Source organism: Limnohabitans radicicola (assembly GCF_014837235.1).
Lineage (GTDB): Bacteria > Pseudomonadota > Gammaproteobacteria > Burkholderiales > Burkholderiaceae_C > Limnohabitans_A > Limnohabitans_A radicicola.
Genome location: NZ_JACYFT010000003.1, coordinates 216,804 through 242,930 on the forward strand (window position 1 = coordinate 216,804; position 26,127 = coordinate 242,930).

Below are 26,127 nucleotides of genomic sequence, written 5' to 3' on the forward strand. Positions count from 1 at the left end.
GAGCGCCTTGCCCGGGTACTGACACTGGCTTTGGCCATTCAGGACACTCACCTTTTAACCATTGAGGAGATCGCTTGATGAAAATCACCATGAAACATGTTGCAGCAGCTGCATTGGCCATTTGCGCCACCCAATTGATGGCTCAGGAAGTCGTCAAGATCGGTCACGTCGGCCCCGTCAGCGGCGCGATTGCCCACCTGGGCAAGGACAACGAAAACGCTGCCGTGCTGGCCGTTGAGGAACTCAACGCCAAGGGCATCAAGATTGGCGGCAAAGCTGTCAAGTTCGAGCTGCTGGCCGAAGACGATGCAGGTGATCCCAAGCAAGGCACCGCCGCCGCCCAGAAGCTGGTTGACTCCAAAGTCAACGGCGTGGTCGGTCACCTGAACTCGGGCACTTCCATTCCTGCTTCCAAAATTTACAGCGACGCAGGCATCCCCCAGATTTCTCCTTCCGCCACCAACCCCAAGTTCACCCGCAACGGCTACAAGACCACCTTCCGCGTGGTGGCCGATGACGTGCACCTGGGCGGCACACTGGGCCGTTACGCCGTCAAAGACCTGAAGGGCAAAGCGATCGCCGTGATCGACGACCGCACTGCTTACGGCCAGGGTGTGGCTGAAGAATTCGAAAAAGCCGTGAAAGCCGCTGGCGGCAAGCTGGTGGGCCACGAGTTCACCAACGACAAAGCCTCTGACTTCATGGCCATCCTGACAACCCTGAAGGCCAAGAAGCCTGACGTGGTGTTCTTCGGCGGCATGGACGCTGTGGCAGGCCCCATGATGCGCCAGATGAAGTCGCTGGGCATCAACGCCAAGTTCATGGGTGGTGACGGCATCTGCACAGGCGAGCTGGCCAAACTGGCAGGTGATGCCATGGCCGATGGCCAGGTGGTTTGCGCTGAAGCCGGCGGTGTGGAAGGCCAGCAGAAGAAAGGCATGGAAGAGTTCTACGCCAAGTACAAAAAGCGTTTCAACCTGGATGTCCAGGTGTATGCCCCCTACGTGTATGACGCCGTCAACGTGATGGTCGACGCCATGGTGCGTGCCAAGTCGTCTGACCCCGCCAAATACCTGCCTGAGCTGGCCAAAACCAGCGGTTACAAGGGCGTGACCGGTACCATCGCTTTTGACGCCAAGGGCGACATCAAGAACGGTGCCTTGACCTTGTACACCTACAAGGGCGGCAAGCGCGACGCCATCGCCGTGGTCCGCTGATCCAGCGTTCCTCCCACAAAAAACCCACCGCATGCGGTGGGTTTTTTGTTGTTTGAAGTTGGGTGGTGCTCAGTCCACCCTGGCGCCGCTGGCCTTGACCACGGGCTCGTAGCGGGCCAGTTCTTTTTTCATGAAGGCACCGAACTGCTCCGGTGTGGTGGCCACGGGCTCCGCCATCAACTGGGCAAAGCGGGTTTTGGTTTCAGGGGCTTGCAAGGCGGTGGTGAACGCTTTGTTGAGGCGCTCCACCACCTCTTGCGGGGTGTGGACGGGTGCGACCAGTCCCCACCAGGTGTCGATCTCGAAGCCCTTGAGTGTTTCGGCCATGCTGGGCAACTCGGGCAGGGTGCTGCTGCGCTGCGCCGTGGTCACGGCCAGGGCCTTGAGCTTGCCCGACTTGATGTTGGCCGAAGCGGTGGCCAGGTTGTCGAAGTTGAAATCCACCTGACCTGACAGCAGGGCCAGTTGTGCCGGGTTGCCGCCGTTGTAGGGGATGTGCACCGCAAAAATGCCTGCTGCTCGTTTGAACATTTCTCCGGCCAGATGGCCTGCGCTGCCGTTGCCACCCGAGCCAAAGTTCAGGCGTCCCGGGTTGGCCTTGGCATAGGCGATCAGATCGGACAGCGTGTGGATTTTCAGGCGCTGGGCCGTGTCGGCGTTCATCACCAGCACATTGGGCACACGCACCATCTGGGTGATGGGTGCAAAGTCCTTGCCCGCGTCATAGGGCATCTTGCTGAACAGCCAGGGGTTGATGGCGTGTGTGGCCACCGCCGCGATGCCCAGGGTGTAGCCATCGGCCGCGGACTTGGCCACCAGATCCACACCCAGGTTGCCGCCCGCGCCCGGCTTGTTCTCGATGATCACCGTGCCCAGGCTGTCCTTGACCCTTTCGGCCAGCACCCGCGCGGTCACATCGATCGGCCCACCCGCAGCGTAGGGCACCACGATGCGGATCGGCTTGCCTTGGGCCCAGGCCGGGGCGGCCATGAGGGCGGTGGCTGCACAAAAGAGGCGGCGGTGGATCTGGCGCATGGGTGTCTCCCGAATGTTCAGGCTTTGGCCTTGTCGGCTTCGGAGGTGAACGAGTCCGCATAGAACTCTTCGGCGGGCAGACCGCCTTGGGCCACATACTCGCGCTGGGCAGATTCGATCACGATCGGCGCGCCGCAGGCATACACCTGGTGGCCCGACAGATCGGGGTGGTCCTGCAGCACGGCCTGGTGCACAAAGCCCGTGCGGCCGGTCCATTGGTCTTGCGCTTCGGCATTGGAGATCACCGGCACGTAGGTCAGGTTGGGCATGGCCTTGAGCTGAGCCTCGATCCAGTCCGCCATGTACAGGTCAGATGGACGGCGGCCACCCCAGTACAGCGTGGCCGGGCGGGTGATGCCCTGGTGCTGCATGTGCTCGATCAGCGCCTTGATGGGCGCAAAACCGGTGCCCGAGGCCAGCAAGATGATCGGCTTGTCCGAGTCTTCGCGCAGAAAGAAACTGCCGTAAGGCCCCTCGGCCCGCAGGATGTCTTTCTCTTTCATGGTGGTGAACACCGGGTCGGTGAACTTGCCGCCGGGCATGTGGCGGATGTGCAGCTCCACCATGGGGGGTGCGACGTCCAGCGTGTGCGGTGCGTTGGCCATGCTGTAGCTGCGGCGCGAACCATCGCGCAGCAGGAACTCGATGTACTGACCCGCCCGGAACTTCATCACGTCGTTGGCGGGCAGCTGCAGTTTCAGCACGATCACATCGTGCGATTTCTTGTCGAGGCTGACCACCCGCACCGGCATTTTCTTGACGGGCAGGCCGCCTTCTTCGGTGACCTGGCGTGACTCGAGCACCACATCGCTTTGGGCTGTGGCGCAACAGGTCAGTACCAGACCCTGGGCTTCTTCTTCGTCGCTCAGGGCTTTGGCCTGGTGCGGGCCATGCACCACAGTGCCCGATATCTTTTTGCATTTGCACGAACCGCAGGCGCCGTCCTTGCAACCATAGGGCAGGCCAATGCCCTGGCGGATGCCTGCGGCGAGCAGGGTTTCGGTGCCTTCGGCGGCAAAGCTGCGGCCACTGGGCTCAACGGTGATTTGGAAGCTCATGTTTTCGGTATCCTTGAGGGGTCTGTCCATAACCCGGAACCCCTGATTTTGCCTTCAAACCAGACGCCCCTTGGGGCACTGCCTGCCCGATTCCGCCGCCAGCGTGTGCTGATTGTTGGTTGCGGCGATGTGGGCTTGCGCACGGCGGGTCAGTTGGGGGCCCCTCAAAGCCAGCGGGTGCGCTTGCTGGCGTTGACCTCTTCGCCCGAGCGTGTGCGCCTGCTGCGCGCTTGCGGCATGACCCCATTGTTGGGCGATCTGGACGATCCGGCCAGCCTGCGCCGCCTGGCAGGCCTGGCCCAGCGGGTCGTGCACCTGGCACCGCCCCCCAGCGACAAGCGTGGCGATTCGGAGCACGACCCCCGCACCCGTGCTTTGCTCCAGGCCTTGCGCCTGCGCGCTTTGCCGCAGGCCCTGGTCTATGGTTCCACCACGGGTGTGTACGGCGACTGCCAAGGGCAGCTGGTCAATGAAAACCGCACTGTGAATCCGCACACCCCCCGCGCTCAGCGCCGGGTCGATGCCGAGGGGCTGGTGCGGTTCTTTGGTCGCAGCGGCGTGCGCAGCAGCATCCTGCGCATCCCCGGCATCTATGCCCAAGACCGCGAAGGCGGCACGCCACGCGAGCGCCTGCTCAAGAAAACCCCGGTGCTGTTGGCCCAGGACGACGTCTACACCAACCACATCCACGCCAACGATCTGGCCCGTGCTTGTGCTGCCGCCTTGTGGCGCGGCAAGCCCCAGCGCGTGGTCAACGTGTGCGACGACACCGACCTGAAGATGGGCGACTATTTCGATCTGGCCGCTGACCTCATGGGCCTGTCCCGGCCCCCACGCATTGCGCGCAGCACGGCCAACGAATCTTTGCCCCTGATGCTGCTGAGCTTCATGAAAGAGTCGCGCCGCCTGGACAACACGCGCATGAAAAAAGAGCTGCGCCTGCAACTGCAGGTGCCGCATGTTCGCCAGGGTCTCAGCCCGCAACCAGGCCTGTTTGGGTCTTGAACATGGACAGCCTGCGCATTGACAAATGGCTGTGGGCCGCCCGGTTCTACAAAACCCGCAGCCTGGCCACCGAAGAGGTGGCCAAGCACCGCGTTCAGGTCAATGGACAAGACGTCAAACCTGCGCGGGAAATCAAACCCGGTGACACCCTGCGGCTGCGCCAGGGGCAGATTGAGCGCACGGTGGTGGTCAAGGCGCTCAGTGCCGTTCGCGGTCCAGCCCCGGTGGCGCAGCTTTTGTACGAAGAAACGGCAGAGAGTTTGCTGGCCCGGTCGCAGGCTACCGAGCAGCGCCGCTTGGCCCCCGAGCCCGCACAGAGCATCGAGCAAGGGCGTCCGACCAAGCGCGACCGCCGCCAGATGGACCGCGCCTGGGACGACCGCTGGAGTGCCGGGATTGACTGAACTTGGTTGGATTGGCCAAGAAAAAAGCCGCAAGTTCAAGGAACTTGCGGCTTTTGTCGTGGTGCCCGGGGCCGGAATCGAACCGGCACGCCTTGCGGCGGGGGATTTTGAGTCCCCTGCGTCTACCAATTTCACCACCCGGGCGGGTATGCGAAGAGCGCAATTATTGCACATTTCCAATTGATTTCGAGGCTCAAGGGCTCACCCTTCTGAACCGTGCAGCGTTTGGGCAGATGCTAAAGTGCCACACACCCCTCTGTTGAAAGGCCGCCATGTCACACGACGACGCACACAACCCCAACCACACCGACTGGAAGCACGATGGCGTGCGCGTTGTCAGGGGCGATCAATTGGATGGCAATGTGCCTTCGACCCCCGGCATGGATCGCAAGGCGGCCATCACGTTTGCACGCGTGGGTGCGCAAAAACTGTGGGCAGGCACGGTGCACATCCACCCCAACGCCAAAACCGGTGCGCACCACCATGGGCCGCTCGAGAGCGTGATTTATGTCGTCAAAGGGCGTGCGCGCATGCGCTGGGGGGATGCGCTGGAATTCACCGCCGAAGCCGGGCCGGGGGACTTCATCTATGTGCCTCCCTTTGTGCCGCACCAAGAAATCAATGCCAGCGAAGATGAAACGCTGGAATGCGTGCTGTGCCGCAGCGACGGCCAGGCCGTTGCGGTGAACATGGACATTGAGCCCGTGGAGAAACCCGAGACCGTTTTGTGGATCGATCCCACCCACCCGCAAGGCGGGGTTTGAGCCACCGCCGATCAAGGCGTTTCCGAAGTGCTGTGCTGTGACTTATGGCACAGTACGGGCATGAATTACCCGACCATTGAAGACGCGATTGGCAAGACACCTTTGGTGGCCTTGCAACGCTTGAGCGCCGCAGACAACCAGGCCCGTGGCAACGTGATTTTGGGCAAGCTCGAAGGCAACAACCCTGCGGGTTCGGTCAAGGACCGCCCGGCCCTGTCGATGATCCGCCGGGCCGAAGAGCGCGGCGAAATCCAACCAGGCGACACCCTGATCGAAGCCACCTCGGGCAACACCGGCATTGCGCTGGCCATGGCGGCAGCCATCAAGGGTTACCGCATGATTTTGATCATGCCCGAGGACCTGTCGATCGAGCGTGCCCAGACCATGAAAGCGTTTGGCGCAGAGTTGATCTTGACCCCCAAAAGCGGCGGCATGGAATACGCCCGCGACCTGGCTGACAGCATGGCCGCGCAAGGCAAGGGCCGCATCCTCGACCAGTTTGCCAACCCCGACAACCCACGCATCCACTACGAAACCACCGGCCCCGAAATCTGGGAGCAGACCGGCGGCCAAATCACCCACTTTGTGAGCGCCATGGGCACCACGGGCACCATCACCGGTGTGTCGCGTTTCCTGAAGGAAAAGAACCCAGCCATCCGCATCATCGGCGCGCAGCCCAGCGAGGGCTCGCGCATTCCGGGCATCCGCAAATGGCCCGAGGAATACCTGCCCAAGATTTATGACCCGAGCGGTGTGGATGAGCTGGTGTATGTGAGCCAGGGCGATGCCGAAGAAACCTGCCGTGAGCTGGCGCGCACCGAAGGCATTTTTGCGGGCATCTCGGCCGCAGGTGCATGCTGGGTCGCGCAGGAGATTGCGAAAACGGTGCAAAACGCGACCATCGTGTTCATCGTGTGCGATCGTGGTGATCGCTACTTGTCCACAGGCGTGTTCCCCGCCTGAACCCAGGATGCCCCATGGCTGAATTCCGTTTTTGCCCGCAATGTGCCACCCCGCTGGCCTGGTTGACCCAGCTCGAAGACGGTGGCGAGGTCATGCGCCTGCGCTGCACCGCTTGCGACTTCACCCACTGGAACAACCCCACGCCCGTGCTGGCGGGCATTGTGCAGGTGGGGGACCAGATTTTGTTGGCCCGCAATGCGGCCTGGCCGGGGCGGCGCTTTGCGCTCATCACAGGCTTCATGGAGGCGGGTGAGACCCCCGAAGACGGTATTCGGCGTGAGATTGCCGAAGAAACCAATCTGACGGTGACCGAGCTGAAGCTCGTGGGTGTGTACGATTTCCAGCGCATGAACCAGGTCATCATCGCGTACCACGCGGTGGCGCACGGCGAGGTGCGCCTCTCGCCCGAGCTGGCCGAGTACAAGATGTTTGACCTCCAAGACCTGATCTGCTGGCCTGCCGGTACGGGCTATGCCTTGGGCGACTGGCTCAAGACCCAGGGCATCGAGCCCACCTTCATGAGCTGGGCCGACCGCGAGGCGCAAAGCCAGGAGTCTTCATCGTGATTCAGGCCGACAAGGAAATCGACACCAGCGGTCTGAACTGCCCGCTGCCCATCCTCAAGGCCAAAAAAGCACTGACCGACATGCAAACAGGTCAGGTGCTCAAGGTGATCGCGACCGACCCCGGCGCGTGGCGCGATTTCGAGGCCTTTGCCAAGCAGACGGGCAACGAGCTGGTGTTTCAGGAAAAGACCGACACGAACTTTGTGTTCGGGCTCAAACGGCGTTGACTTGATCGATCTGAGGGCGAGGCTCCCACAAGCTGTTGGCAGATGATGCTACTTTGTGGGAGCGGTGCCCCCGCCGCAATGGGCCTCTGCTCAGAGGCTCAGACCTTTGAGGTACTGGCGGAACGCATGCCCCACCTGAGGGTGCTGCAGGGCCAGCTCCACCGTGGCTTCCAGAAAACCTTCCTTGCTGCCGCAGTCGTAGCGCTTGCCTTCGTACTGGAAGGCATAGACCGCCTCGCGCTGCATCAGGCGTGCAATCGCATCGGTCAGCTGGATCTCGCCACCCACGCCCGTGGGCTGGTTGCGGATCTCGTCAAAAATGCCAGGCGTCAGGATGTAGCGGCCCGCCACGCCCATCCGTGAAGGCGCTTTGTCGGGGCTGGGTTTTTCAACGATCTGCTCGACGCGGATCAGCTGGCGGCCCGCCGATTCCCCGGCGACGATGCCGTAGCGTTTGACCTGGTCCAGCGGCACTTCCTGCACGGCTAGGATCGAGCGGCCTTGCTGCTGGTGCGCACTGACCATTTGCTTGAGCACCGAGGGCCCACCGGCTTGGCCCACCATCAGGTCGTCGGCCAGCAGCACCGCAAAAGGCTCGTTGCCCACCAGTGGCTCGGCGCACAGCACCGCGTGGCCCAGGCCCAGCATGCGGTTTTGCCGCACATAGGCGCAGACCATGTCGTCGGGCTGCACCGAACGCACCAGCGCCAGCAGCTCGTCCTTGTGTGCCGCTTCCAGTTCGTTTTCCAGCTCGTAGGCGGTGTCGAAGTGGTCTTCGATGGCGCGCTTGCTGCGGCCAGTGACAAAGATCATGTGCCGCACGCCTGCCGCATAGGCTTCTTCGACCGCGTACTGGATCAGCGGCTTGTCCACCACGGGCAGCATCTCTTTGGGTGCGGCCTTGGTGGCGGGCAAAAAGCGCGTGCCCAGACCGGCGACAGGAAAGACGGCTTTGCGGATGGCTTGGGTCATGACGGGTCCTTGTGGATGTGCTGGGTGAATGTTCAGCCCAGACGCTGAAGCTGCTCTTTCACCTTGGTCAGCGTCGCGGTGAAGTCGGCCACGCGTTTCTTTTCCTGCTCGATCACGGCAGGCGGTGCTTTGGCCACAAAGGCCTCATTGCCCAGCTTGCCGTTGGCTTTGGCGATTTCGGTCTCCAGGCGCGTGACTTCCTTCGCCAGTCGCACCTTTTCAGCGGCCACGTCCACTTCCATGAACAGGCACAGGCGTGCTTCACCCACCACGGCCACAGGCGCGGCCTGGGCCGCGGCGACCCATTCGGCTTCGTTGTCAAAGACCTTGACCTCACTCAGCTTGGCCAGCGCTTGCAGTACAGGCGCAGCAGCCTGCATGAAGGCGGTGTCGCCCAGCACGTACATCGGCATGCGGGTGGCGGGCGAGACGTTCATCTCGCCGCGCAGATTGCGGCAAGCGTCCACCAAGGTTTTGAGTTTGGCGACATGCGCTTCGGCCGCTACGTCGATGCGCTCGGGCTGGCTCACGGGGTAGGCCGCGATGCTGACCGACTCGCCCGGACGGCCTGCGACCACCGACACCTTTTGCCAGAGCTCTTCGGTGATGAAGGGGATGATCGGGTGCGCCAAACGCATGATGGTTTCGAGCGTGCGGATCAGGGTGCGGCGTGTGGCGCGTTTTTCAGCGTCGGTGCCGGTGTTGATCTGCACCTTGGCGATTTCGAGGTACCAATCGCAGAACTCGTTCCACACGAAGTCGTAGATCGTGTTGGCCACGTTGTCGAGGCGGTACTCGGCAAAGCCTTTGGCCACATCGGCTTCCACGCGTTGCAAGTGTGAGCTGATCCAGCGGTCGGCCTGGCTGAAGGACATGTAGCCGTGGGCTGGGCCGCCTACAGCGCATTCTTCTTTGGTGTGCTCTTTGAGGCCGCAGTCTTGGCCTTCGCAGTTCATGAGTACAAAGCGAGTGGCGTTCCACAGCTTGTTGCAGAAGTTGCGGTAGCCCTCGCAGCGCTTGCTGTCAAAGTTGATGCTGCGGCCCAATGACGCGAGCGCCGCGAAGGTGAAGCGCAGTGCGTCCGCACCATAGGCCGGAATGCCTTCGGGGAATTCCTTTTCGGTTTGCTTGCGCACCTTGGGCGCGGTCTCGGGCTTGCGCAAACCTTGGGTGCGTTTTTCGAGCAGGGGTTCGAGCGTGATGCCGTCGATCAGGTCCACCGGGTCGAGCACGTTGCCCTCGGACTTGCTCATCTTCTTGCCTTGGGCGTCGAGCACCAGGCCGTGGATGTAGACGTGTTTGAAAGGCACTTTGCCAGTGAAGTGCGTGGTCATCATGATCATCCGGGCGACCCAGAAGAAGATGATGTCGTAGCCGGTGACCAGCACGCTGCTGGGGAGGTAGAGGTCGTAGTCTGTTCCGCTGGCGGCAGTGGCACCGCCGGTCGTGCTCATACTCGCTGCGCTCGCCAAATCGCCCGATCCGGCGGCACCACTGCCGCCAGCTGCGTTGTCGCTGCTCCAACCCAGTGTGCTGAAAGGCACCAGAGCGCTGGAATACCAGGTGTCCAGCACGTCTTCGTCGCGCTTGAGTGTTTTTCCTGGGGCTTTGGCCTGCGCCTCGGCTTCGTTGCGGGCCACGTACACATTGCCGTCTTCGTCATACCAGGCCGGGATCTGGTGGCCCCACCACAGCTGGCGCGAGATGCACCAGTCCTGGATGTTGTTCATCCACTGGTTGTAGGTGTTCACCCAGTTCTCGGGCACAAAGCTCACTTGGCCTGACTGCACGGCGTCGATGGCTTTTTGCGCAATGCTCTTGCCTGTGGCATCGCCTTTGCCCACCTGGTTCATGGCGACGAACCATTGGTCGGTCAGCATGGGCTCGATCACCTGGCCTGTGCGGGCGCAGCGGGGCACCATGAGTTTGTGCTTCTTCACTTCGACCAAATGGCCTGCGGCTTCGAGGTCGGCGACCACGGCCTTGCGGGCCACGAAGCGGTCGAGGCCACGGTATTTCTCGGGCGCGTTGTTGTTGATGGTCGCGTCCAGGTTCAGCACGCAGATCATCTCCAGCTTGTGGCGCTGGCCGACTTGGTAGTCGTTGGTGTCGTGTGCAGGGGTGACCTTGACCACACCTGTGCCGAAGGCCTTGTCCACGTACTCGTCGGCAATCACGGGGATGGTGCGGCCGCACAGCGGCAGGTTGACCTGTTGGCCAATCAGGTGTTGGTAGCGCTCGTCTTCGGGGTGCACCATCACGGCCACGTCGCCCAGCAAGGTTTCGGGGCGGGTGGTGGCGACGGTCAATGAACCACTGCCATCGGCCAAGTCGTAGCGGATGTGCCACATCGAGCCGTCTTCTTCCTCGCTCTCGACTTCGAGGTCAGACACCGCGCTCATCAGCACCGGGTCCCAGTTGACCAGGCGCTTACCGCGGTAGATCAGGCCTTGCTCATACAGCTGCACAAAGGTTTCGGTCACGGTTTTGGACAGCTTGGGGTCCATCGTGAAGTATTCGCGGCTCCAGTCCACGCTGTCGCCCATGCGGCGCATTTGGCTGGTGATGGTGCTGCCGGACTCTTCTTTCCACTCCCAGACCTTGCTCACAAAGTTTTTGCGCGCTTCGGCGGGTGTGGGGCCCATGTCGTGGCGGCTGATCCCTTTGGCCTGCAGTTGGCGCTCCACCACGATTTGTGTGGCGATGCCCGCGTGGTCGGTGCCCGGAATCCAGGCGGTGTTGTGGCCCAGCATGCGGTGGTAGCGGGTCAACGAGTCCATGATGGTCTGGTTGAACGCGTGGCCCATGTGCAGGGTGCCCGTCACGTTGGGCGGTGGCAGCTGGATGGCGAATGCGGGTGCGCCGTCTTTGGGCGCTTGCGTGCCCCGGAAACCGGCTACGCCGTAGCCACGTTTTTCCCATTCGGGGCCCCAATGGGCTTCCAGGGCTGCGGGCTCGAACGATTTGGACAGGCTTTCAAGGCCGGGCTGTTGGACCGGGGTAGCGGGTGCGTTGCTCATGGGGGTCTTTGGAAATGGAGGCCGCTTCTGTGAAGAAGCATGGGGCCGACACAGGTCGGAACCCTTAGATTTTAACTTTTTGGCCTCGTATTCCGTCGCCGAGCCCCGCGCTGTTTAGCCCATTTGGCCCCAAAAACTCAATCGAGCTTGACGTTGGCCGCCTTGATCGCCTTGGCCCACTCGGACGTTTCGCGTTCCAAGAGGCGTGTCATGTCGGCCGGGGGCAAAAACCGCACCTCGATGCCGGCCTGATCAGCGCGCTGTTTGGTTTCGGGCAGTTCCATGCTGCGCTTGACATCGGCCGACAGTTTTTGCAAGACCGGAGCTGGCGTGCCCGTGGGTGCATACAGGGCCACCCACGACTCCAGCGAGAAGCTGGGAAGCCCCGCCTCGGCCACCGTGGGGACCTGCGGCATTTGCGGGTGGCGGGTCTTGCCCGTCACCGCCAGGGCCTTGAGCTTGCCGCCTTGCACATGCTGCATCACCGAAGGCGGGGTGGTGATGAACACCTGCACCTGGCCTGCCAGCACATCGGCGATGGCCTGGCCCGACCCCTTGTAGGGCACATGGGTCATGTCCACACTGGTTTGCTGCTTGAAGATTTCGGTGCCGATGTGCGAGACCGAGCCGTTGCCCTGCGAGGCGTAGTTCACTTTGCCGGGGTTGGCCTTGACCCAGGCGATGAAGTCCTTGAGGTTGTTGGCAGGCACTGAGGGGTGGACTGCAATCACATTGGTGGCCACGGTGATCAGGCCCACGGGCGTCAAGTCTTTCAAGTCCCAAGGCAGCTTGTCCATCAGGATCGGGTTGGCGATGTGGTAACCCGAGTACGACACCAGCAAGGTGTGCCCGTCTTTGGCGCTGCGCGCAACCGTCTGGTAAGCCAGGTTGCCGCTGGCCCCGGGCTTGTTGTCCACCACCACCGACTGCCCGATCACCCGGGCCAAAGGCTCGGCCACCAGACGCGCAGACGTGTCCACCAAGCCGCCGGGCGGGTTGGGCACGACCAGGCTGATCGGTTTGCTGGGAAAGGTCTGGGCCAACGCAGCCAGAGGCGCGGCCAGTGCCAGAACGGTGGTCAGGGTGAGGCGAGTGAAGTGTTTCATGGTGTTCTTCAGTGGGTTCAACGCATGCCGATCTTGGCGTCTGCAAAAATGTTTTTGGCTTCTCGTGGCAGGCTGCGCCAGTATTGGTGTTGGGCGTTCACGGTGCCATCCAGGGCCACGGCGGCTTCCCAGCCCCAGCGGGGTTTGTACATGAAGGAGCGGGCCAGCGCGACCAGGTCGGCGTCGCCGCGCTGCAGCACAGCTTCGGCCTGGGTGGGCTCGGTGATCAGGCCCACGGCAAAGGTGGTCAGGCCCGAACGCTCCTTGACGGCTTTGGCCAAGGGCACCTGGTACTCGGGGCCGAGTGTGATCTTTTGCAGGGGCGACACGCCACCCGAAGATATGTGCACGAACTGCGCCCCGGCCTGCTTGACGTGCTGGGCCAGCTCGCAGGTTTCGTCGATCGTCCAGCCGCCATCGACCCAGTCGGTGCCCGAAATGCGGATGCCCAGCGTGCCGTCAAAAACCTCGCGAACGGCCTGGAACACCTCCATCACAAAGCGGATGCGGTTCTCAAAGCTGCCGCCATAGGCGTCTGTGCGCTGGTTGGACAGGGGCGACAGGAATTGGTGCAGCAGGTAGCCATGCGCGGCGTGCAGTTCAATCGCCTCGATGCCCATGACCTGTGCCCGTTGGGCGGTGTAGACAAAGTCTTTTTTGACCTTCTCGATGTCGGCCAGCGACATGGCGCTTGGCGGGGCTTCTTGCGGCAGATGGGGCAGGGCGCTGGGGGCCAGCGGCTGCCAGCCCCCGTTTTGTGGGGTGATCAGCATGCCGCCGTCCCAGGGAGCGGCACTCGAGGCTTTGCGGCCCGCGTGGCTGACCTGCAAGCATACGGGCATGGCGGGCGCCAAGCGCCGTGCGCGTTGCAGGTTGTTGCTCAAGGCTTCGGCAGTGGCATCGTCCCACAGGCCCAGGCAGCCGGGGCTGATGCGGCCTTCGGGCGAGACGGCGGTGGCTTCGATGGTCAGCATGCCCGCGCCGCTGTTGAGCAGGTTGGTCCAGTGCGTCAGGTGCCAGTCGTTGGCCTGGCCGTCCAGGGCCGAGTACTGGCACATGGGCGCGATGACGATGCGGTTGGGCAGGGTGAGAGGACCACGGGGGGCGTCGAAAGTGAAGGGGGTGAAAAGCAGACTCATGCCGCGATCTTAGGCATGCAGGCGTTTGAGCCTATCCGCTGCGTGACAAGACCCCAAGAGGCGTTTGGCCTTCAAGTTCTTAAGCTGACCAAAGTCCCCATTCCGGGCCGCAAGGGGCATCGACCGTCAGCGCCTGCCCGCTCACCGGGTGGCGCATGTCCAGGCGCAGCGCGTGCAGCCACAAGCGGGGGACACCCATGTGCGCGGCCACCGCCCGGTTGAGCGGCCCCTTGCCATGGGTGGCGTCGCCCATGATGGGGTGGGCGATGTGCTTCATGTGGCGGCGCAGCTGGTGGCGGCGGCCCGTCAAAGGCTGCAGCTGCACCTCGGCCCAGCGCAGGCTCGGGAATTGACCTTGCGCAATGGGCAGCTCGCCCCGGCGCAGGGTTTGGTAACGCGTCTGGGCGGGCTGGATTTCTTCACGCTCTGAGCGCATGTCGTCGGGCATGCGTTTTAAGGGGTGGTCGATCCAACCCTCTGGCAAGGGCCAACCCCGCACGATTGCCCTGTAAGTCTTGTGCAGACCTTCGCCCGTTTCAAAAGCCTGCCCCAGCGTGCGGGCCACCTCGGCGGTCAATGCAAAGACCAGCACGCCGCTGGTGCCTTTGTCCAGGCGGTGCACAGGCCAGACGTGCTGGCCGATCTGGTCGCGCAGGGTTTGCAGCACAAAGCGCGTTTCGCCCTTGTCCAGAGGGGTGCGATGCACCAGCCAGCCTGCGGGTTTGTGCACGATGGCGAGATAATCGTCCAGGTAAAGGATGTCGAGCATGTTGTTCTTATTGTCACCCGCCAAATCCCTGGACTACGAGACCCCTGTGGGCGATGTGCCCCACACGCTGCCGCAGTTTGTGCCCCAGGCGGCCGAACTGATCGACGTGCTGCGCCCGTATTCGCCCCAGCAGATCGCCGAACTGATGGACCTGTCGGACGCGCTGTCGGCCCTGAACGTGGCCCGCTACGAAGCCTGGAGCCCCAAATTCACCGCCAAAAACTCCAAGCAGGCGGTGCTGGCCTTCAATGGCGACGTGTACGAAGGTCTGGACGCCAAAAACCTGAACGCCAAACAACTCGAGTGGGCGCAGGCGCATGTCTGCATCCTGAGTGGCCTGTATGGTGTGCTGCGCCCGCTGGACTGGATGCAGCCCTACCGCCTGGAAATGGGCACCTCCCTCCAAAACCCCAAGGGAGCCAACCTCTACAAGTTCTGGGGCTCACAGATCGCCGAGTACCTCAACGAGCGGCTGGCCAAGGACAAGAGCCCGGTCATCGTCAACCTGGCCTCGCAGGAGTACTTCAAGTCGGTGGACCGCAAGGCGCTGCAGGCCCGCGTGATCGAATGCGTGTTTGAAGATTTCAAGGGCGGCAAATACAAGGTCATCAGCTTCAACGCCAAGCGTGCCCGCGGCCTGATGGCCCGTTACGCGATCAAAAACAAAATCACCAAGCCTGAAGGCCTGCTGAAGTTCGACCTCGAAGGTTATGCCTACGACGCCGCCGCTTCTGAACCCGACCGCCTGGTCTTTCGCCGCAAGGTGCAGGCATGAGCATGAACACCCCTGAAAACACGCCAGAACAATCGCAGCTGGGCAAGTCCAGCGCCTATGTGGACCAGTACGACGCGAGTCTGCTGTTCCCCATCCCGCGTGCCACCAAACGCGCCGAGATCGGCATCACCGCACATCCGGTGTTTTTTGGCGCAGACCTGTGGACCGCGTTCGAGCTGTCCTGGCTCAATGCCAAAGGCAAGCCACAGGTGGCGCTGGCCCACATCACCGTGCCCGCTGAGAGCACGCACATTGTGGAAAGCAAATCTTTCAAGCTGTACTTGAACAGCTTCAACAACACCCGCATCGACAGCGCCGACGAAGTGCGTGATCGCATCCGCCGCGACATCAGCGCCGCCATCTGGCACGGCAGTGCGGTGCAGGCCAGTGCGGGCGTCAAATTGCTCATGCCTGAAAAGTTCGATGCCGAGCCCGTGCACGAACTGGACGGTTTCAACCTCGACCGGCTCGACATCGAGTGCACCCGTTACCAGCCCGCGCCTGAGCTGCTGAGCGTCAACACGGCCGAAGCTCCGGTGACCGAAACCCTGGTCAGCCACCTGCTCAAAAGCAACTGCCTGGTCACAGGCCAGCCCGACTGGGGCAGTGTGCAGATCAGCTACAGCGGCCACCAGATCGACCAGGCCGGGCTGCTGCAGTACATCGTGAGTTTTCGCAACCACAACGAGTTCCATGAGCAGTGCGTCGAGCGCATCTTCATGGACATCTGGACGCGCTGCAAACCCACGCAACTGACGGTCTATGCCCGCTACACCCGCCGTGGCGGGCTGGACATCAACCCCTGGCGCACCAGCGCACCGGGCGCGCTGCCGCCCAACGTGCGCACCGCACGCCAGTGAACCACCACGCCGTGCCGTCCCCGCTGGACCACATCCGCTCGATCGCGGGCAACCTCAACCAGGACTGTGCCTGCTTCTCGCTCGACATGGACGCGCTGCACCAGTCGCTGCATGCCGACTCGGTGCTGTCGGCCTGGTGGCCGCACTGGCAGGACACACATGCCCACCTGTTTGCGGCCTCAGGCCTGTTTGTCAGCCAGACGCAGCTGACGGCCATGCAAGAAGCCGTCAAGGTGCTGCACGAGGTCATGACCTCGCCCGCGTGGCGTCAGCACGCACTGGCCGCAGAACCTGCTCTGCAACGTGCAGGGCCGCGTGGCGTGTTCATGGGGTACGACTTTCACCTGACCGAGTCCGGCCCCAAGCTGATCGAGATCAACACCAACGCGGGCGGGGCCATGCTCAACCTCGCGCTCACGCGGGCGCAGCGCGCTTGCTGCGACGCGGCCAGGGACTGGATGCACACCGCCACCGATGTGACGCAGCTGGAGCAACGCTGGCTCGACATGTTTGCGCAGGAGTGGGCCTTGCAGCGCCCGCAGGAGCCCTTCATCCCGCTGCAGGGGCGTGCGCGCACGCTCGCCATCGTGGACGAAGACCCTGCCAGCCAGTACCTGTACCCGGAGTTTTTGCTGTTCCAGGACCTGTTCCGGCAAGCCGGGGTGGATGCACGGGTGCTGACCCCGCAAGACTTGAGTTGGGTGGATGGTCAGTTGCAACATGCAGGCGAGCCCATCGACATGGTCTACCTGCGCCTGACCGACTTTGACCTGAGCCAGCCTGCCCATGTGGCCTTGCAGCAGGCCTGGGCATCCGACGCCTGCGTGTTCACGCCCAACCCGCAAACCCACGCACTGCATGCCAACAAGCGCCATCTGGCAACACTGAGCGATGCACCGTTTGTGGCCCAGCTGGGCCTGCAGCCGCAGGCGCTGTCGGTGCTGGCCAGCGTGGTGCCACCCACGCAACTGCTCACCCCGGACAATGCCGAGCGGCTCTGGGCCGAGCGCAAGCGGTACTTCTTCAAACCCCTGTCGGGCTTTGGCTCCAAGGCCGCCTACCGGGGCGACAAGCTGACCACCAAGACCTGGGCGCAGATCAGCCAGTTGCCCTACGTGGCGCAGGCCTTGATCCCACCCAGCCAGCGCGTGGTCATGGTCAATGACCAGCGCAAGACGCTGAAGGTCGACGTGCGGGCCTACGCCTACAACGGCCAGGTACAACTGTTTGCCGCCCGCCTGTACGATGGCCAGACCACCAACTTCCGCAGCGATGGGGGTGGGTTTGCGCCTGTGTTTGTGACGCCGACCTGATGACTGGTGCTGGGGCCATGTCGGCGGTGAGTATTGAATACTCTTTGCCCTCGGCCACGCCGCGTGCTTTCCACTCGTCGGTCAGCTCCCCGCGCACGGAGATGGAGCGCAGCTGCTTCTCGATCCATGCCTGCGGGTAGCCTTTGGCCTGGTACAGCTCGCGTGCACGGGCGCTGGCCAGTTCGGGGCTTTCGATTTCTTTGACGCGTTCATACCCCACCTGTGCCAGCCAGCGTTTGAACGGCTCGGCCTTGGGTGACGGGATGGACTGGATGATGCGGAACAAGCCTTCGGTGTTGGCGCAATCGGTCTCGCGCTGTTTGCCGTCTAAGGCCGTCAGTTTCAACCCGTGACAAAACGTCACGGGTTGGCCACCCTCGGCATTGAGCCGCTGTTTGAGTTTGCGCCAATACGCACCGGCATCTAGGCTACCGGTCAGGGTTGCGCAAACATCCACCACGGAAAACCACCATTCCTCGTTGTGCCAGACACGGCGAATGGTGGTTTCCTGGAATACCGCGATGTGGTGCGCGGGATCGTTGGGGGTGGTGATTTTCTTTATACGGCGCCCTGAAAAACTGTAATTTTATACAGTTGTTTGCAGTGGCGCCTAGCGCTATTACTTCCCTGAACTGATTGCAGCTCGCACGCCCAGCGTGGGCACCGTCGATTCGTTTCAGTGCCAAGAGCGCGACATCATTGCCATCACCTTGACGCGCAGCAACCCCCAAGGCGAGATCGGCTTCCTGTCCGACATCCGCCGCATGAACGTGGGCATGACCCGCGCACGGCGCAAATTGCTGCTGGTGGGCGATTCGTCCACGCTTGGCAGGCATCCGTTTTTTGTGGAATTGTTGGAGTTTGTGAAGGGAGTGGGTGCTACCGGACAGCGCATGAGATGGGCAATCACTGACGTGAATCTGTGGAATCAACTGCTGGTAGCTGGGCGACCCAGGATCTACCTGCTGCACCATACGCAGAAGGTCGCCCCATCCACGTATAGCGTCTTGTTCTCACTGCTCAGAGCCGAGAACAGGTAGTTGAAGGCTGCAATCCAGTTGACCGGCAACATTACGCAACGCTTTCGAACTTGGCTTGGGCAACAGGAATCGGCTCAATGAACTTCGCCAACTCTTCTTGCTGGGTGAGCAGGAACGGGGCGTCCTTGACCTTGTCGTAGAGCTTCAAAAGCCGTTGTTCCGCCCTGTTCAAAATCGTGTTGTAGAGCAGCGGCTGAATCTTCACCTTGTCGTTGTCTTCGGTGCGAGTGCCTCCCTCACCGCTTTCAATCTGGTCGCCAAGTACGAAGCCGTCAATTCGGGTGTCTGGTTGAATGTGGCCCCGCTTCTTCAACTCCTTCACATACTTCCAGATCTGTTCCTTTTCCTTGGAGCCGAGGGAGAGCTTGGTGGTCTTCAGATCAACAATGACTAGGTGCTGCACGCCCGCTTCTTGGTGATCCTCGTTGTACGAAGGCAAAGAGTAGAAGCCGGTGCTGCCATCACCGCGAATGACGAAGTCAGGCCGGTTCAACGACGCCTTCTCGGCCTTGCCGTCGAAGAGCTCGCGGATGACCGTCGTCATGCCCTTGTTGGACGTGAAGTGGATGGACTCAAACTTGTCCCCGAACATCCATAGGCCCTTGGCGAAGAGCGGCTGGAGTTCCTTCACCTCGTCAATGCCAGCGATCTGAATCTTGATCCGCAGTTCATTGATGACCTTCAGGCGGCCCTGAATCTCGTCCAGTACGACCTTCGCCATGCCAATGGTCCACTGGCTAAGGACTTCGTGCAGAGCGTCCAAGTCATGCGATTCTTGGTTGTGCAGGATTTCTAGCAAGCCGTACTGGGACTTGCTCTTCTCAAGCTTTGCCAAGATGGATGTCAATTGAACAATTTCCTGTTCTCCGAAGTTTGGGCACGTATCCACGACCTCATTGACGAAGCTGGTGACACGATCCTTGCTCAGCAGCGGTAAAGTGTTGACGGACTGCCCGACTTTCTGGAATACAGCACTTCGCCTGTCCTCACGTTCAAGAGCACTCGTGTTGTCAATGATCTGCCGAATCTTGTCCTGAATGATTGGCCTCGTTGTGTCCCATGCGACGTTCTTTTCGATGAAGCCCGACCAGTCCTCTTTGACGGCGTTATTCTTGTTCAGAAAGTCGGCCTGCACGATGAAGGTGAAGCGCTTGGCCTTCTCAGTTCTGCCGTCAAGAATACGTTCAACGTCGGCACCTCGCCACTTGCACTCGCCCACCGCACGATTCGTGACCCACCAAGCTATGCCGTGCTGCTTAGTCGTCTTGTCAGCCTTGCCGGTGTCAATGTGATAAATCTTGGCCGTGCCATAGCCGGGCACTTCAACGTCAACGATTGAGAGGGACGACCTGCTGATGTCCGCAAACGAAATGGGGGTGCCGTTCAGACTGACTTTGAAGGACGGGTTGGCGAGGAACCGCCCACCAAGAAGCTCTCTAGCCTGTTCAACCGTAAGGCTGGTCTGACGGATTTCGCCTTCGCCTGTGATCGTCGTGCCATGCCCTTCAACACCTTTATCAACGAACTCTACGAGTTCAGTGATAAGGGGCTTGTTTGCCGTACGGCTGACCTTGTAGACGATCTTCTGACCGTCTTTCACTGAAGTAACGACGTAGCTCTTGGTGAGGCAGAAGCTGGCAAAGCGGCCCTTGCCATTCTTGCCGAAAACGAAGCGTGGAAGACCTTCTACGCCTGGTGGGGGTGCCGCCGTGGGACCAGACTTGGCGATACGGTCATAGGACATAGCACGCCAGATGTAATCGAACTCGGCCTTGGTCATTCCCTTGCCGTTGTCCGAAATGGAGAACTGCTTGTTCTTCTTCGGATCAGGCCAGCATATGTCGACCTTCGTTGCATAAGCGTCCCAGCAGTTGGCAACGAGCTCAACGATGGCCGTGCTTGGGTTGGTGATGATGGAACCAGCCCAGCTTTCAAGAAAGCGGTCCTCATAAAAAATGTTTTCCTGCTGCACAGACTGTCCCTTCCTTCATTGCAATGAAATCCGTCCGACATTCAAACTTTCGCAAACCTGATGGCGGCTAGTTGTTGGCCACTTTGTTGTGAAATCGGACCAATCAATTGGTCTATCGGCCAAGTCCCGCACTCTCAAGCAAGAGGCAGGAACATGCTGATCCTCCAAAGCTTCTTCGTATTTTTCCTGCGCCCAGGCTCAGATGGTGGCGCTTCGAAACATCCCGTTGGATTGCACATGTCGCCATGTCCGAAATCGCTACCACTGGTTCTGGAATCTGAAGACCCGCAGCGGGATTGAGTACCGCTCCGAATCCAAGACTGATGCTCCTGCGTCGGAGGAGGCTATTGACCCGCTGCTGCGAGTCTCTCACTGGCTGCTGATCGGCGTAATGCAGCTGTTCAACAGGCGACTGCGAAGGGCAGCAATCTCTGCAAAGTAGTCGCGCGTGTAAGCGTGTCGACCTTCGGCATTGGTTCAATCCGGTCATACTGAATAAACCTCTGTGGTTTTAGTTTTTTGTGTTCTCTTGGTAACTGGCACCGGCAGCAAGCTGGTAATGCGCTGGTACAGCTCGAACAGGAATGCCACGCGTTCGGCGTCGGAGGCGTAGGACTTTTTGCCGCCGCTGGGCTGGTAGGCGGCGTCTACGGCGGTGTCTAGTTTTTGGTGGGCCTTGAGTAGGGCCGGGGGCATGGTCAGTGGGTCGTAGAGGTCGGCCAGTGACGAGCTTGCAAATTGGGCGCGGGCGTCGAGCACGCATTGGGCGGCTTGTTCGATGGCGGTGCGGTGTTTGTCGCTGAGTGGTTCGCCTGCGAAACCGGGCCAGGGGTAGTTGTTGTAGACGATGGTGTTGGAGTAGCGGAACCGACTTTCAAGGCGCCCGCAAGTGAAGCGCATGAAGGCGTTGTGCATGGCACTGGTCAAGATACCGAAGTGAAACAAGGTGGCATCAGGAATCATTGCGTTGGCGTTACCGCACACGGTAGTTGCATCGCAAAACCCAATGGGAACGTAGCTTCTCATTTCTGAGCTGTGCAGTGGTATCAATAAATAATTGCCATCTGTCGGCTGCCTGATTTCCCCGAAAAGTGCAGGCGTTTCACTCAAAGAAATGGTTGCCAATTTCGTGCTGGACTGCCGCATTTCTTTAACAGCTTGCACACGTTTGAGAACATCTGGCATGAGCCGAAGATCTTTTGGGGGGCAATCCACCAACCATAAACACCAACGTGGTTTGCTATTAATGAATTCTTCAGCACCTAAGAAGGGACGAACCCACTTGGCAGCTTGGGGTTCAGCTGCAACCAGTGCATTTTTTTCTGCATCATCCATGAGCAAATGCCCGCCATCGGTGGGTTTGCTGCCATATGCCATTTCCGGTACTTTGCAGATGGGGGTGCGACGTTTGCTCAACAACACATCTGGCGCATCCACCAAATATGCATTGATGTGCTTGACTGGCACCGCATGCGGCATGCCTTTGATGTCTTCGTATTCGTAGATGGTTTTGCTCGTTTGATCTTCGGGCCCAATGCCCACGATCACGCAATGCACAGCGGCTTTGCCACTGGCTTCGTTGCTCCACTGAAAGGTGCGGTGGGCAAAGTGGGTGTGCATGCCCAGGCGCTGCATCTCGCCCCAGAGCACGGCCACTTGTTCGCCTTGCGTGATGCTGTTGGTCGACACAAAGGCTGCTTGTATGCCCGTGCGGCCTTGCATGTATTGCGCGGCCAGCACGTACCAGCCGCACACAAAGTCCAGATCACCCGCGCCGTGGATGCCTTGCATGACCGCAGCCAGGTCGGCTTTTTGTTCTTTGCTTTGGTAGGTCTTGCCCAGGAACGGCGGATTGCCCAACACATAGCTGCACCGCTCAGCAGGCAACACCTCGTGCCAGTCCAGCCGCAGCGCGTTGGCGTGGCGTATTTGCGGTGAGCTTTTGAGCGGGATGCGGGCAAAGTACAGGCCAAACTCCACGCTCACGCGCAGGTTCATCTGGTGGTCCACCAGCCACAGGGCCACCTGGGCAATTTGCGCCGGAAACTCTTCGATCTCGATGCCGTAGAACTGGTCCACGTTCACGCCGATCAGGCCATGTACGTCCACCGCCAGCTGGCCTTTGTGGGCGCTCAGTTCGTGGTCGGCGCGCAGCACCTTCAGTTCCAGCTCGCGCAGTTCGCGGTAGCTGATCACCAAGAAGTTGCCGCAGCCGCAAGCCGGGTCAAAAAACGTAAGCTGGCGCAGCTTTTTGTGGAACTCAAAAAGCTTGTTGCGGTGGCCTTTCACGCGCTCAAACTCGGCGTGCAGCTCGTCCAAAAACAGGGGCTTGATCAGCTTGAGGATGTTGGCCTCAGACGTGTAGTGCGCACCCAGGTTGCGGCGGGCCTTGTCGTCCATGATGCTTTGGAACAGGCTGCCAAAAATCGCCGGGCTGATGGCGGACCAGTCCAGGGCGCAGGCGTCCAGCAGGGCTTCGCGCATGGCGGTGTTGAAGTCGGCCATGGGCAGGGTTTCTTCAAACAGGCGGCCGTTGATGTACGCAAACTGGCCCAGCTGTTCGTCGATGGCTTTGCTGCGCTGGCTCTCGTGCGTGTTGAGCACCTGAAACAGTTGCCCCAGGCGCGGCCCCAGGTCCGAGCCGTCGGGCGCGGTGCGTTCTTCCACAAAGTCCCTGAACGATTGCGCAGGCTGAAAAATGCCCGTGTCGTCCGCAAACAAACAAAACAGCAGGCGCACCAGCAGCACTTCGAGCGCGTGGCCGCTGTAGCCGCTGGCCTTGAGCGCGTCGTGCAGGCGGCCCATGCGTTCGGCAGCCTTGATGTTGACCGGGTCTTCGGCCTGGATGTCTTGCACCTTGTAGCCCGCCAGCAGGCCAAAGAGCTTGACGTGTTTGTGCAGGTGCTTGAGCTCAAACTCCACGGTCTCGCCCGTGGCCAGGCGGTGCAACCTGAAGCGCGCAAAGTCGCACACCACCACCAGCTGGGGCAGGTCGCGCTCGGGCAGGTGGTGCAGGTAGCCCACCGCCTGGTCTAGGGCGTCGTCCAGGTTTTTGCCGCGCGACTTGTGCTCCACCAGCAGCACGCCAGGCCAGAACAGGTCCACAAAGCCTTGGGCACCCCCGAGCTTTTTGACGTTCAGCTCAAAGGTGGCAACGCGTTTGTTGGTGATGCCAAAGATTTCAAAGAAGTCGATCCAGAACGGCTTGGCCTGGCTGTCTTCGTTGCAGGCGTCGGCCCAGGTCTTGCTGAAAAGCAATGCCCTGGATTTGATTTCGTTCCAATTAAGACCCATAAAGTGCTCAGACGTTGAGCATGGATATTAATGGAAAGTTCTCGGTTTGTTGCCTGAGAGAGTGCTGAAGATTAACTAAAGGGGCAGTTGCGTGGGGCGGCGGGAAATGACGATGGCTTGCTGCACCAACTTGCCAAATTGGCGCGATTGTTTAAAATCGCGCCAATCATGTCAGATTTCAACGCCCAACTCTTGACCGCGATTCAAGCCCAGTTAGATGGTCTGTCGCTTGCAGAAGCTTCTGAAAAATGGCCCGGTATGCCGCGCCGCAGCTTGCAAAGAGCTTTGGCCAAGTGGGTTGCGCAAGGCAAAATCGCGCCAATCGGCAAGGCTCGTGCTACCCGTTATGTGGCTAATTCACAAATCGCGCCAAAAGAGGCTGCCTACGCTTTGCCCACTTCGGTCGGTTTGTCAGAGTCGTCTGCTTGGCGGGCCGAAGAAGAACTCTCCACTGGCCAGTGGCCCTTGTCGCCCGACAGCAAAGACATCCGCGCCTATCTGGCCCAGCCCTGGAGCACGCGCCAAGCCGTGGGTTACCAGTCCGAGTTTTTGCAGGTCTACCAGCCCAACGCCACGTTTTATCTGCCCCAGCCTGTGCGGGCGCAGTTGCACCGCATGGGCCGCACCGGGCCAGGGCCGCAACCGGCGGGCACTTATGGCCGCGCCGTGCTCGACCGTTTGCTGATCGACCTGTCCTGGGCGTCCAGCCACCTGGAGGGCAACACCTACACGCGCCTGGACACCCGCGCCCTGATCGCCCACGGTCAGCAGGCGCAAGGCCACGGCGTGACCGAGACGCAGATGATCCTGAACCACAAGGCCGCCATCGAGCTGCTCATGGACAACGTGGCTGCGCCGCAGTTCAGCCGCTACCTGCTCATGAACCTGCACAGCGCCTTGTCAGAAAACCTGCTCGAAAGCCCCGAGGACGAAGGCCGCTTGCGGCTGCATCCGGTGCAAATTGGGCAAAGCAATTACCAGCCGCCATCGGGCCAGTCGCTCATTGGCACTTTGCTCGACGAAGCGCTGGCCAAATTCAACGCCATCGAAGACCCGTTTGAGCAGTCGTTTTTTGCCATGGTGCACCTGCCGTATTTGCAGCCATTTGCCGACTGCAACAAACGCACATCGCGCCTGCTGGCCAACTGGCCGCTGCTTCGGGCCAACCTGTGCCCGCTCACGTTTTTGGGAGTGTCGCAGGACTGGTACACCGCTTCGGTGCTGGGCGTTTACGAGATGAACCGCGTGGAGTTGCTGCGCGACCTGTTCATGTGGGCCTACGAACGCTCGACCAAGGAATACCTGACGGCCAAGTCCAGCGTGGTCGAGCCCGATGTGCTGCGCCTGACCTACCGCGACGCGATTCGGCACATCGTCAAGGCCGTGGTGCAAAATCCCGAGCAAGACCCGTTGGCGCTGGTGGCCACCCAAGTGGCCCTGGCCGCGCCCGGGCCGGATCGTGAAAATGTACGGGCCTTGGTCATACAAGAGCTGCGCCGTTTGCATGAAGGCGTGCTGGCCCGTTATGGTTTGCGTCCTTCTGAGTTGGAGCGCTGGCGCAGCATTCAGGGCTGATCAGCTGCGCAGCCCTTCGAGCACATTCACCGTGTTCACGCCCAAATCTGCAGCAGCGTAGCCACCTTCGAGTGTCAGCACCGTCGGCAAACCCAATTGCGCGATCGCTCGGCCGACCTGCAGGTAGTCCGCACTGCGCAATTTGAAGCCCGAAATCGGGTCGCCCTCGAACGTGTCCAGCCCCAGCGGCACCACCAACGCCTGCGGCGCAAAGTCGCGCACCGCTTGCATGGCGGTTTGCAGCGTTGCCCACCAGACTTCAAACCCAGTGCCGCGTGGCAGCGGCAGGTTCAGGTTGAAGCCCTCGCCAGCCCCCGCGCCGCGCTCGTCGGCATGGCCCAAAAAGAAGGGGTACTCGGTGCGCGGATCGCCGTGGATGGACGCGGTGAACACATCGCTGCGCTCGTAAAAAATGGTTTGCGTGCCGTTGCCGTGGTGGTAGTCCACATCCAGCACCGCTACGCGTTGCAAGCCGCCGTCCCGCAGCGCCTGCGCAGCCACCGCGCCGTTGTTGATGAAGCAATAGCCGCCCATGTAGTTGGGGCCTGCATGGTGGCCCGGTGGGCGGGTCAGGGCCATGGCAAAGCGTTCACCGGCCAGCACCGCCTGCGCGGCGGCCAGCGCACAGGCCGCGCCCTCGCGTGCGGCGGCCCAGCTGCCTGCCGTCAAAGGCGTGCCCGAGTCAAACGCGTACTGCCCCAGCCGCGCCGCAAAGTTGAGCGGCGGCGCATCGGTGCGAAAGCCGTGCCGGGCAGTCAGCGGCCAGACCGAGGGCAGGGCATCGACCAAAGCATTGGCCGGGTCCAGCGCCACCCAGTCGTCCCACGCACGGGCCAGAAAGTCCAGGTAGTCGGCGCTGTGCACGCGCCGCAAAGCCGCGTCCAGCGGCAGGTCGGCCGCGGGCTGAACCAACGTGCCCACGGGTCGTCGCACCAGTTCGTCCAGCACATGCTGCAAACGCTGCGGCACCTCGTGGCAATCGACCAAGCGGCCCCGAAACATTTCCTGGCGGCCAGCGTGCTCGGCGTGGCGGGTGTTGTGGAAGATTTTCAT

Annotated in this window: 22 protein-coding genes, 1 tRNA gene and 1 pseudogene; 12 read left to right on the plus strand and 12 right to left on the minus strand. The window is 61.2% G+C overall.

Features of this window, described 5'->3' with window-relative positions; translation table 11 throughout:
• Positions 1-89 precede the first annotated feature (89 nt).
• On the plus strand, positions 90-1,217 hold the full coding sequence (locus IC609_RS13670; protein ID WP_225224195.1) for a branched-chain amino acid ABC transporter substrate-binding protein: 1,128 nt from the start codon (positions 90-92) through the stop codon (positions 1,215-1,217).
• 69 nt (positions 1,218-1,286) lie between these two features.
• On the opposite strand, the gene IC609_RS13675 is transcribed toward IC609_RS13670, so the two are convergent.
• Together IC609_RS13675 and IC609_RS13680 are read right to left on the minus strand one after the other, a co-directional pair.
• Positions 1,287-2,252, minus strand: a complete 966-nt coding sequence (locus IC609_RS13675; RefSeq protein WP_191820073.1) for a Bug family tripartite tricarboxylate transporter substrate binding protein — start codon at positions 2,250-2,252, stop codon at positions 1,287-1,289.
• Between the two features lie 17 nt (positions 2,253-2,269).
• Positions 2,270-3,310: a CDP-6-deoxy-delta-3,4-glucoseen reductase gene (locus IC609_RS13680; protein ID WP_191820074.1), complete on the minus strand. Its 1,041-nt coding sequence runs from the start codon at positions 3,308-3,310 to the stop codon at positions 2,270-2,272.
• Between the two features lie 48 nt (positions 3,311-3,358).
• Between IC609_RS13680 and IC609_RS13685 the strand changes: the two genes are divergently transcribed.
• Together IC609_RS13685 and IC609_RS13690 are read left to right on the plus strand one after the other, a co-directional pair.
• The gene (locus IC609_RS13685; protein ID WP_191820075.1) at positions 3,359-4,315 is read left to right on the plus strand and encodes an NAD-dependent epimerase/dehydratase family protein; all 957 of its coding nucleotides are present in this window, start codon (positions 3,359-3,361) and stop codon (positions 4,313-4,315) included.
• A gap of 2 nt (positions 4,316-4,317) precedes the next feature.
• Positions 4,318-4,719 carry an RNA-binding S4 domain-containing protein gene (locus IC609_RS13690; RefSeq protein ID WP_191820076.1) on the plus strand — a complete coding sequence of 134 codons (402 nt, stop codon included), beginning with the start codon at positions 4,318-4,320 and terminating at the stop codon, positions 4,717-4,719.
• Positions 4,720-4,778: 59 nt separating this feature from the next.
• On the opposite strand, the gene IC609_RS13695 is transcribed toward IC609_RS13690, so the two are convergent.
• Positions 4,779-4,863: transfer RNA gene (locus IC609_RS13695), tRNA-Leu, on the minus strand.
• Positions 4,864-4,991: 128 nt separating this feature from the next.
• On the opposite strand from IC609_RS13695, the gene IC609_RS13700 reads away from it, so the two are divergent.
• From IC609_RS13700 to IC609_RS13715, 4 genes are read left to right on the plus strand one after another with little or no spacing between them, the layout of a single operon-like run.
• Entirely contained in the window at positions 4,992-5,483 is a 492-nt protein-coding gene (locus IC609_RS13700; protein WP_191820077.1) for a cupin domain-containing protein, read from the plus strand.
• A 60-nt stretch (positions 5,484-5,543) separates the two neighbouring features.
• Positions 5,544-6,446, plus strand: coding sequence for a cysteine synthase CysM (gene cysM, locus IC609_RS13705; protein WP_191820078.1), 903 nt, complete (start codon positions 5,544-5,546; stop codon positions 6,444-6,446).
• 14 nt (positions 6,447-6,460) lie between these two features.
• Positions 6,461-7,012, plus strand: a complete 552-nt coding sequence (locus IC609_RS13710) for an NUDIX hydrolase (protein WP_191820079.1) — start codon at positions 6,461-6,463, stop codon at positions 7,010-7,012.
• Positions 7,012-7,239: a sulfurtransferase TusA family protein gene (locus IC609_RS13715; RefSeq protein ID WP_191820236.1), complete on the plus strand. Its 228-nt coding sequence runs from the start codon at positions 7,012-7,014 to the stop codon at positions 7,237-7,239. The genes IC609_RS13710 and IC609_RS13715 overlap by 1 nt, the downstream gene beginning before the upstream one ends.
• A 90-nt stretch (positions 7,240-7,329) precedes the next feature.
• On the opposite strand, the gene galU is transcribed toward IC609_RS13715, so the two are convergent.
• From galU to IC609_RS13740, 5 genes are all read right to left on the minus strand, one after another.
• Positions 7,330-8,211 (minus strand): UTP--glucose-1-phosphate uridylyltransferase GalU, encoded by an 882-nt coding sequence (galU, locus tag IC609_RS13720; RefSeq protein WP_191820080.1) that lies wholly within the window; start codon positions 8,209-8,211, stop codon positions 7,330-7,332.
• 32 nt (positions 8,212-8,243) lie between these two features.
• Positions 8,244-11,231: a valine--tRNA ligase gene (locus IC609_RS13725; RefSeq protein WP_191820081.1), complete on the minus strand. Its 2,988-nt coding sequence runs from the start codon at positions 11,229-11,231 to the stop codon at positions 8,244-8,246.
• Positions 11,232-11,368: 137 nt separating this feature from the next.
• On the minus strand, positions 11,369-12,337 hold the full coding sequence (locus tag IC609_RS13730; protein ID WP_191820082.1) for a Bug family tripartite tricarboxylate transporter substrate binding protein: 969 nt from the start codon (positions 12,335-12,337) through the stop codon (positions 11,369-11,371).
• Positions 12,338-12,354: 17 nt separating this feature from the next.
• Positions 12,355-13,476 (minus strand): NADH:flavin oxidoreductase/NADH oxidase, encoded by a 1,122-nt coding sequence (locus tag IC609_RS13735; protein ID WP_191820083.1) that lies wholly within the window; start codon positions 13,474-13,476, stop codon positions 12,355-12,357.
• Positions 13,477-13,555: 79 nt separating this feature from the next.
• Positions 13,556-14,245 carry a pseudouridine synthase gene (locus IC609_RS13740; protein WP_191820084.1) on the minus strand — a complete coding sequence of 230 codons (690 nt, stop codon included), beginning with the start codon at positions 14,243-14,245 and terminating at the stop codon, positions 13,556-13,558.
• Between IC609_RS13740 and yaaA the strand changes: the two genes are divergently transcribed.
• From yaaA to IC609_RS16195, 3 genes are read left to right on the plus strand one after another with little or no spacing between them, the layout of a single operon-like run.
• Complete coding sequence (gene yaaA, locus IC609_RS13745) at positions 14,244-15,020, plus strand: peroxide stress protein YaaA (protein WP_191820085.1); 777 nt, start codon at positions 14,244-14,246, stop codon at positions 15,018-15,020. The genes IC609_RS13740 and yaaA overlap by 2 nt on opposite strands.
• Before the next feature lie 2 nt (positions 15,021-15,022).
• On the plus strand, positions 15,023-15,880 hold the full coding sequence (gene queF, locus IC609_RS13750) for an NADPH-dependent 7-cyano-7-deazaguanine reductase QueF (RefSeq protein WP_191820237.1): 858 nt from the start codon (positions 15,023-15,025) through the stop codon (positions 15,878-15,880).
• Positions 15,877-17,193: a hypothetical protein gene (locus IC609_RS16195; protein ID WP_191820086.1), complete on the plus strand. Its 1,317-nt coding sequence runs from the start codon at positions 15,877-15,879 to the stop codon at positions 17,191-17,193. Before queF ends, IC609_RS16195 begins: the two co-directional genes overlap by 4 nt.
• Positions 17,194-17,425: 232 nt before the next feature.
• On the opposite strand, the pseudogene IC609_RS16270 reads toward IC609_RS16195, so the two are convergent.
• Positions 17,426-17,755: pseudogene (locus IC609_RS16270) on the minus strand (BRO-N domain-containing protein); the annotation flags it as partial.
• Between the two features lie 94 nt (positions 17,756-17,849).
• Between IC609_RS16270 and IC609_RS16130 the strand changes: the two are divergent.
• Entirely contained in the window at positions 17,850-18,233 is a 384-nt protein-coding gene (locus IC609_RS16130; RefSeq protein ID WP_333473711.1) for a C-terminal helicase domain-containing protein, read from the plus strand.
• A 31-nt stretch (positions 18,234-18,264) separates the two neighbouring features.
• On the opposite strand, the gene IC609_RS13770 is transcribed toward IC609_RS16130, so the two are convergent.
• Complete coding sequence (locus tag IC609_RS13770; RefSeq protein ID WP_191820087.1) at positions 18,265-20,205, minus strand: ATP-binding protein; 1,941 nt, start codon at positions 20,203-20,205, stop codon at positions 18,265-18,267.
• A gap of 486 nt (positions 20,206-20,691) precedes the next feature.
• The gene (locus tag IC609_RS13775) at positions 20,692-23,499 is read right to left on the minus strand and encodes a DNA methyltransferase (RefSeq protein ID WP_191820088.1); all 2,808 of its coding nucleotides are present in this window, start codon (positions 23,497-23,499) and stop codon (positions 20,692-20,694) included.
• A gap of 168 nt (positions 23,500-23,667) precedes the next feature.
• On the opposite strand from IC609_RS13775, the gene IC609_RS13780 reads away from it, so the two are divergent.
• Positions 23,668-25,074 carry a Fic family protein gene (locus tag IC609_RS13780; RefSeq protein ID WP_191820089.1) on the plus strand — a complete coding sequence of 469 codons (1,407 nt, stop codon included), beginning with the start codon at positions 23,668-23,670 and terminating at the stop codon, positions 25,072-25,074.
• Here IC609_RS13780 and IC609_RS13785 read toward each other — a convergent pair whose 3' ends face one another.
• Positions 25,075-26,127: a histone deacetylase family protein gene (locus IC609_RS13785; RefSeq protein ID WP_191820090.1), complete on the minus strand. Its 1,053-nt coding sequence runs from the start codon at positions 26,125-26,127 to the stop codon at positions 25,075-25,077.

Bases quoted from the DNA above. Each gene is read 5' to 3' on its own strand.
- IC609_RS13690 (WP_191820076.1), top strand. From the start codon at position 4,318: ATGGACAGCCTGCGCATTGACAAATGGCTGTGGGCCGCCCGGTTCTAC.
- IC609_RS13775 (WP_191820088.1), bottom strand. From the start codon at position 23,499: ATGGGTCTTAATTGGAACGAAATCAAATCCAGGGCATTGCTTTTCAGC.
- IC609_RS13780 (WP_191820089.1), top strand. From the start codon at position 23,668: ATGTCAGATTTCAACGCCCAACTCTTGACCGCGATTCAAGCCCAGTTA.
- queF (WP_191820237.1), top strand. From the start codon at position 15,023: ATGAACACCCCTGAAAACACGCCAGAACAATCGCAGCTGGGCAAGTCC.
- IC609_RS13710 (WP_191820079.1), top strand. From the start codon at position 6,461: ATGGCTGAATTCCGTTTTTGCCCGCAATGTGCCACCCCGCTGGCCTGG.
- IC609_RS13700 (WP_191820077.1), top strand. From the start codon at position 4,992: ATGTCACACGACGACGCACACAACCCCAACCACACCGACTGGAAGCAC.
- IC609_RS13670 (WP_225224195.1), top strand. From the start codon at position 90: ATGAAACATGTTGCAGCAGCTGCATTGGCCATTTGCGCCACCCAATTG.
- yaaA (WP_191820085.1), top strand. From the start codon at position 14,244: ATGTTGTTCTTATTGTCACCCGCCAAATCCCTGGACTACGAGACCCCT.
- IC609_RS13735 (WP_191820083.1), bottom strand. From the start codon at position 13,476: ATGAGTCTGCTTTTCACCCCCTTCACTTTCGACGCCCCCCGTGGTCCT.
- IC609_RS13785 (WP_191820090.1), bottom strand. From the start codon at position 26,127: ATGAAAATCTTCCACAACACCCGCCACGCCGAGCACGCTGGCCGCCAG.
- IC609_RS13675 (WP_191820073.1), bottom strand. From the start codon at position 2,252: ATGCGCCAGATCCACCGCCGCCTCTTTTGTGCAGCCACCGCCCTCATG.
- IC609_RS13680 (WP_191820074.1), bottom strand. From the start codon at position 3,310: ATGAGCTTCCAAATCACCGTTGAGCCCAGTGGCCGCAGCTTTGCCGCC.
- IC609_RS13740 (WP_191820084.1), bottom strand. From the start codon at position 14,245: ATGCTCGACATCCTTTACCTGGACGATTATCTCGCCATCGTGCACAAA.
- galU (WP_191820080.1), bottom strand. From the start codon at position 8,211: ATGACCCAAGCCATCCGCAAAGCCGTCTTTCCTGTCGCCGGTCTGGGC.
- IC609_RS13730 (WP_191820082.1), bottom strand. From the start codon at position 12,337: ATGAAACACTTCACTCGCCTCACCCTGACCACCGTTCTGGCACTGGCC.
- IC609_RS13725 (WP_191820081.1), bottom strand. From the start codon at position 11,231: ATGAGCAACGCACCCGCTACCCCGGTCCAACAGCCCGGCCTTGAAAGC.
- cysM (WP_191820078.1), top strand. From the start codon at position 5,544: ATGAATTACCCGACCATTGAAGACGCGATTGGCAAGACACCTTTGGTG.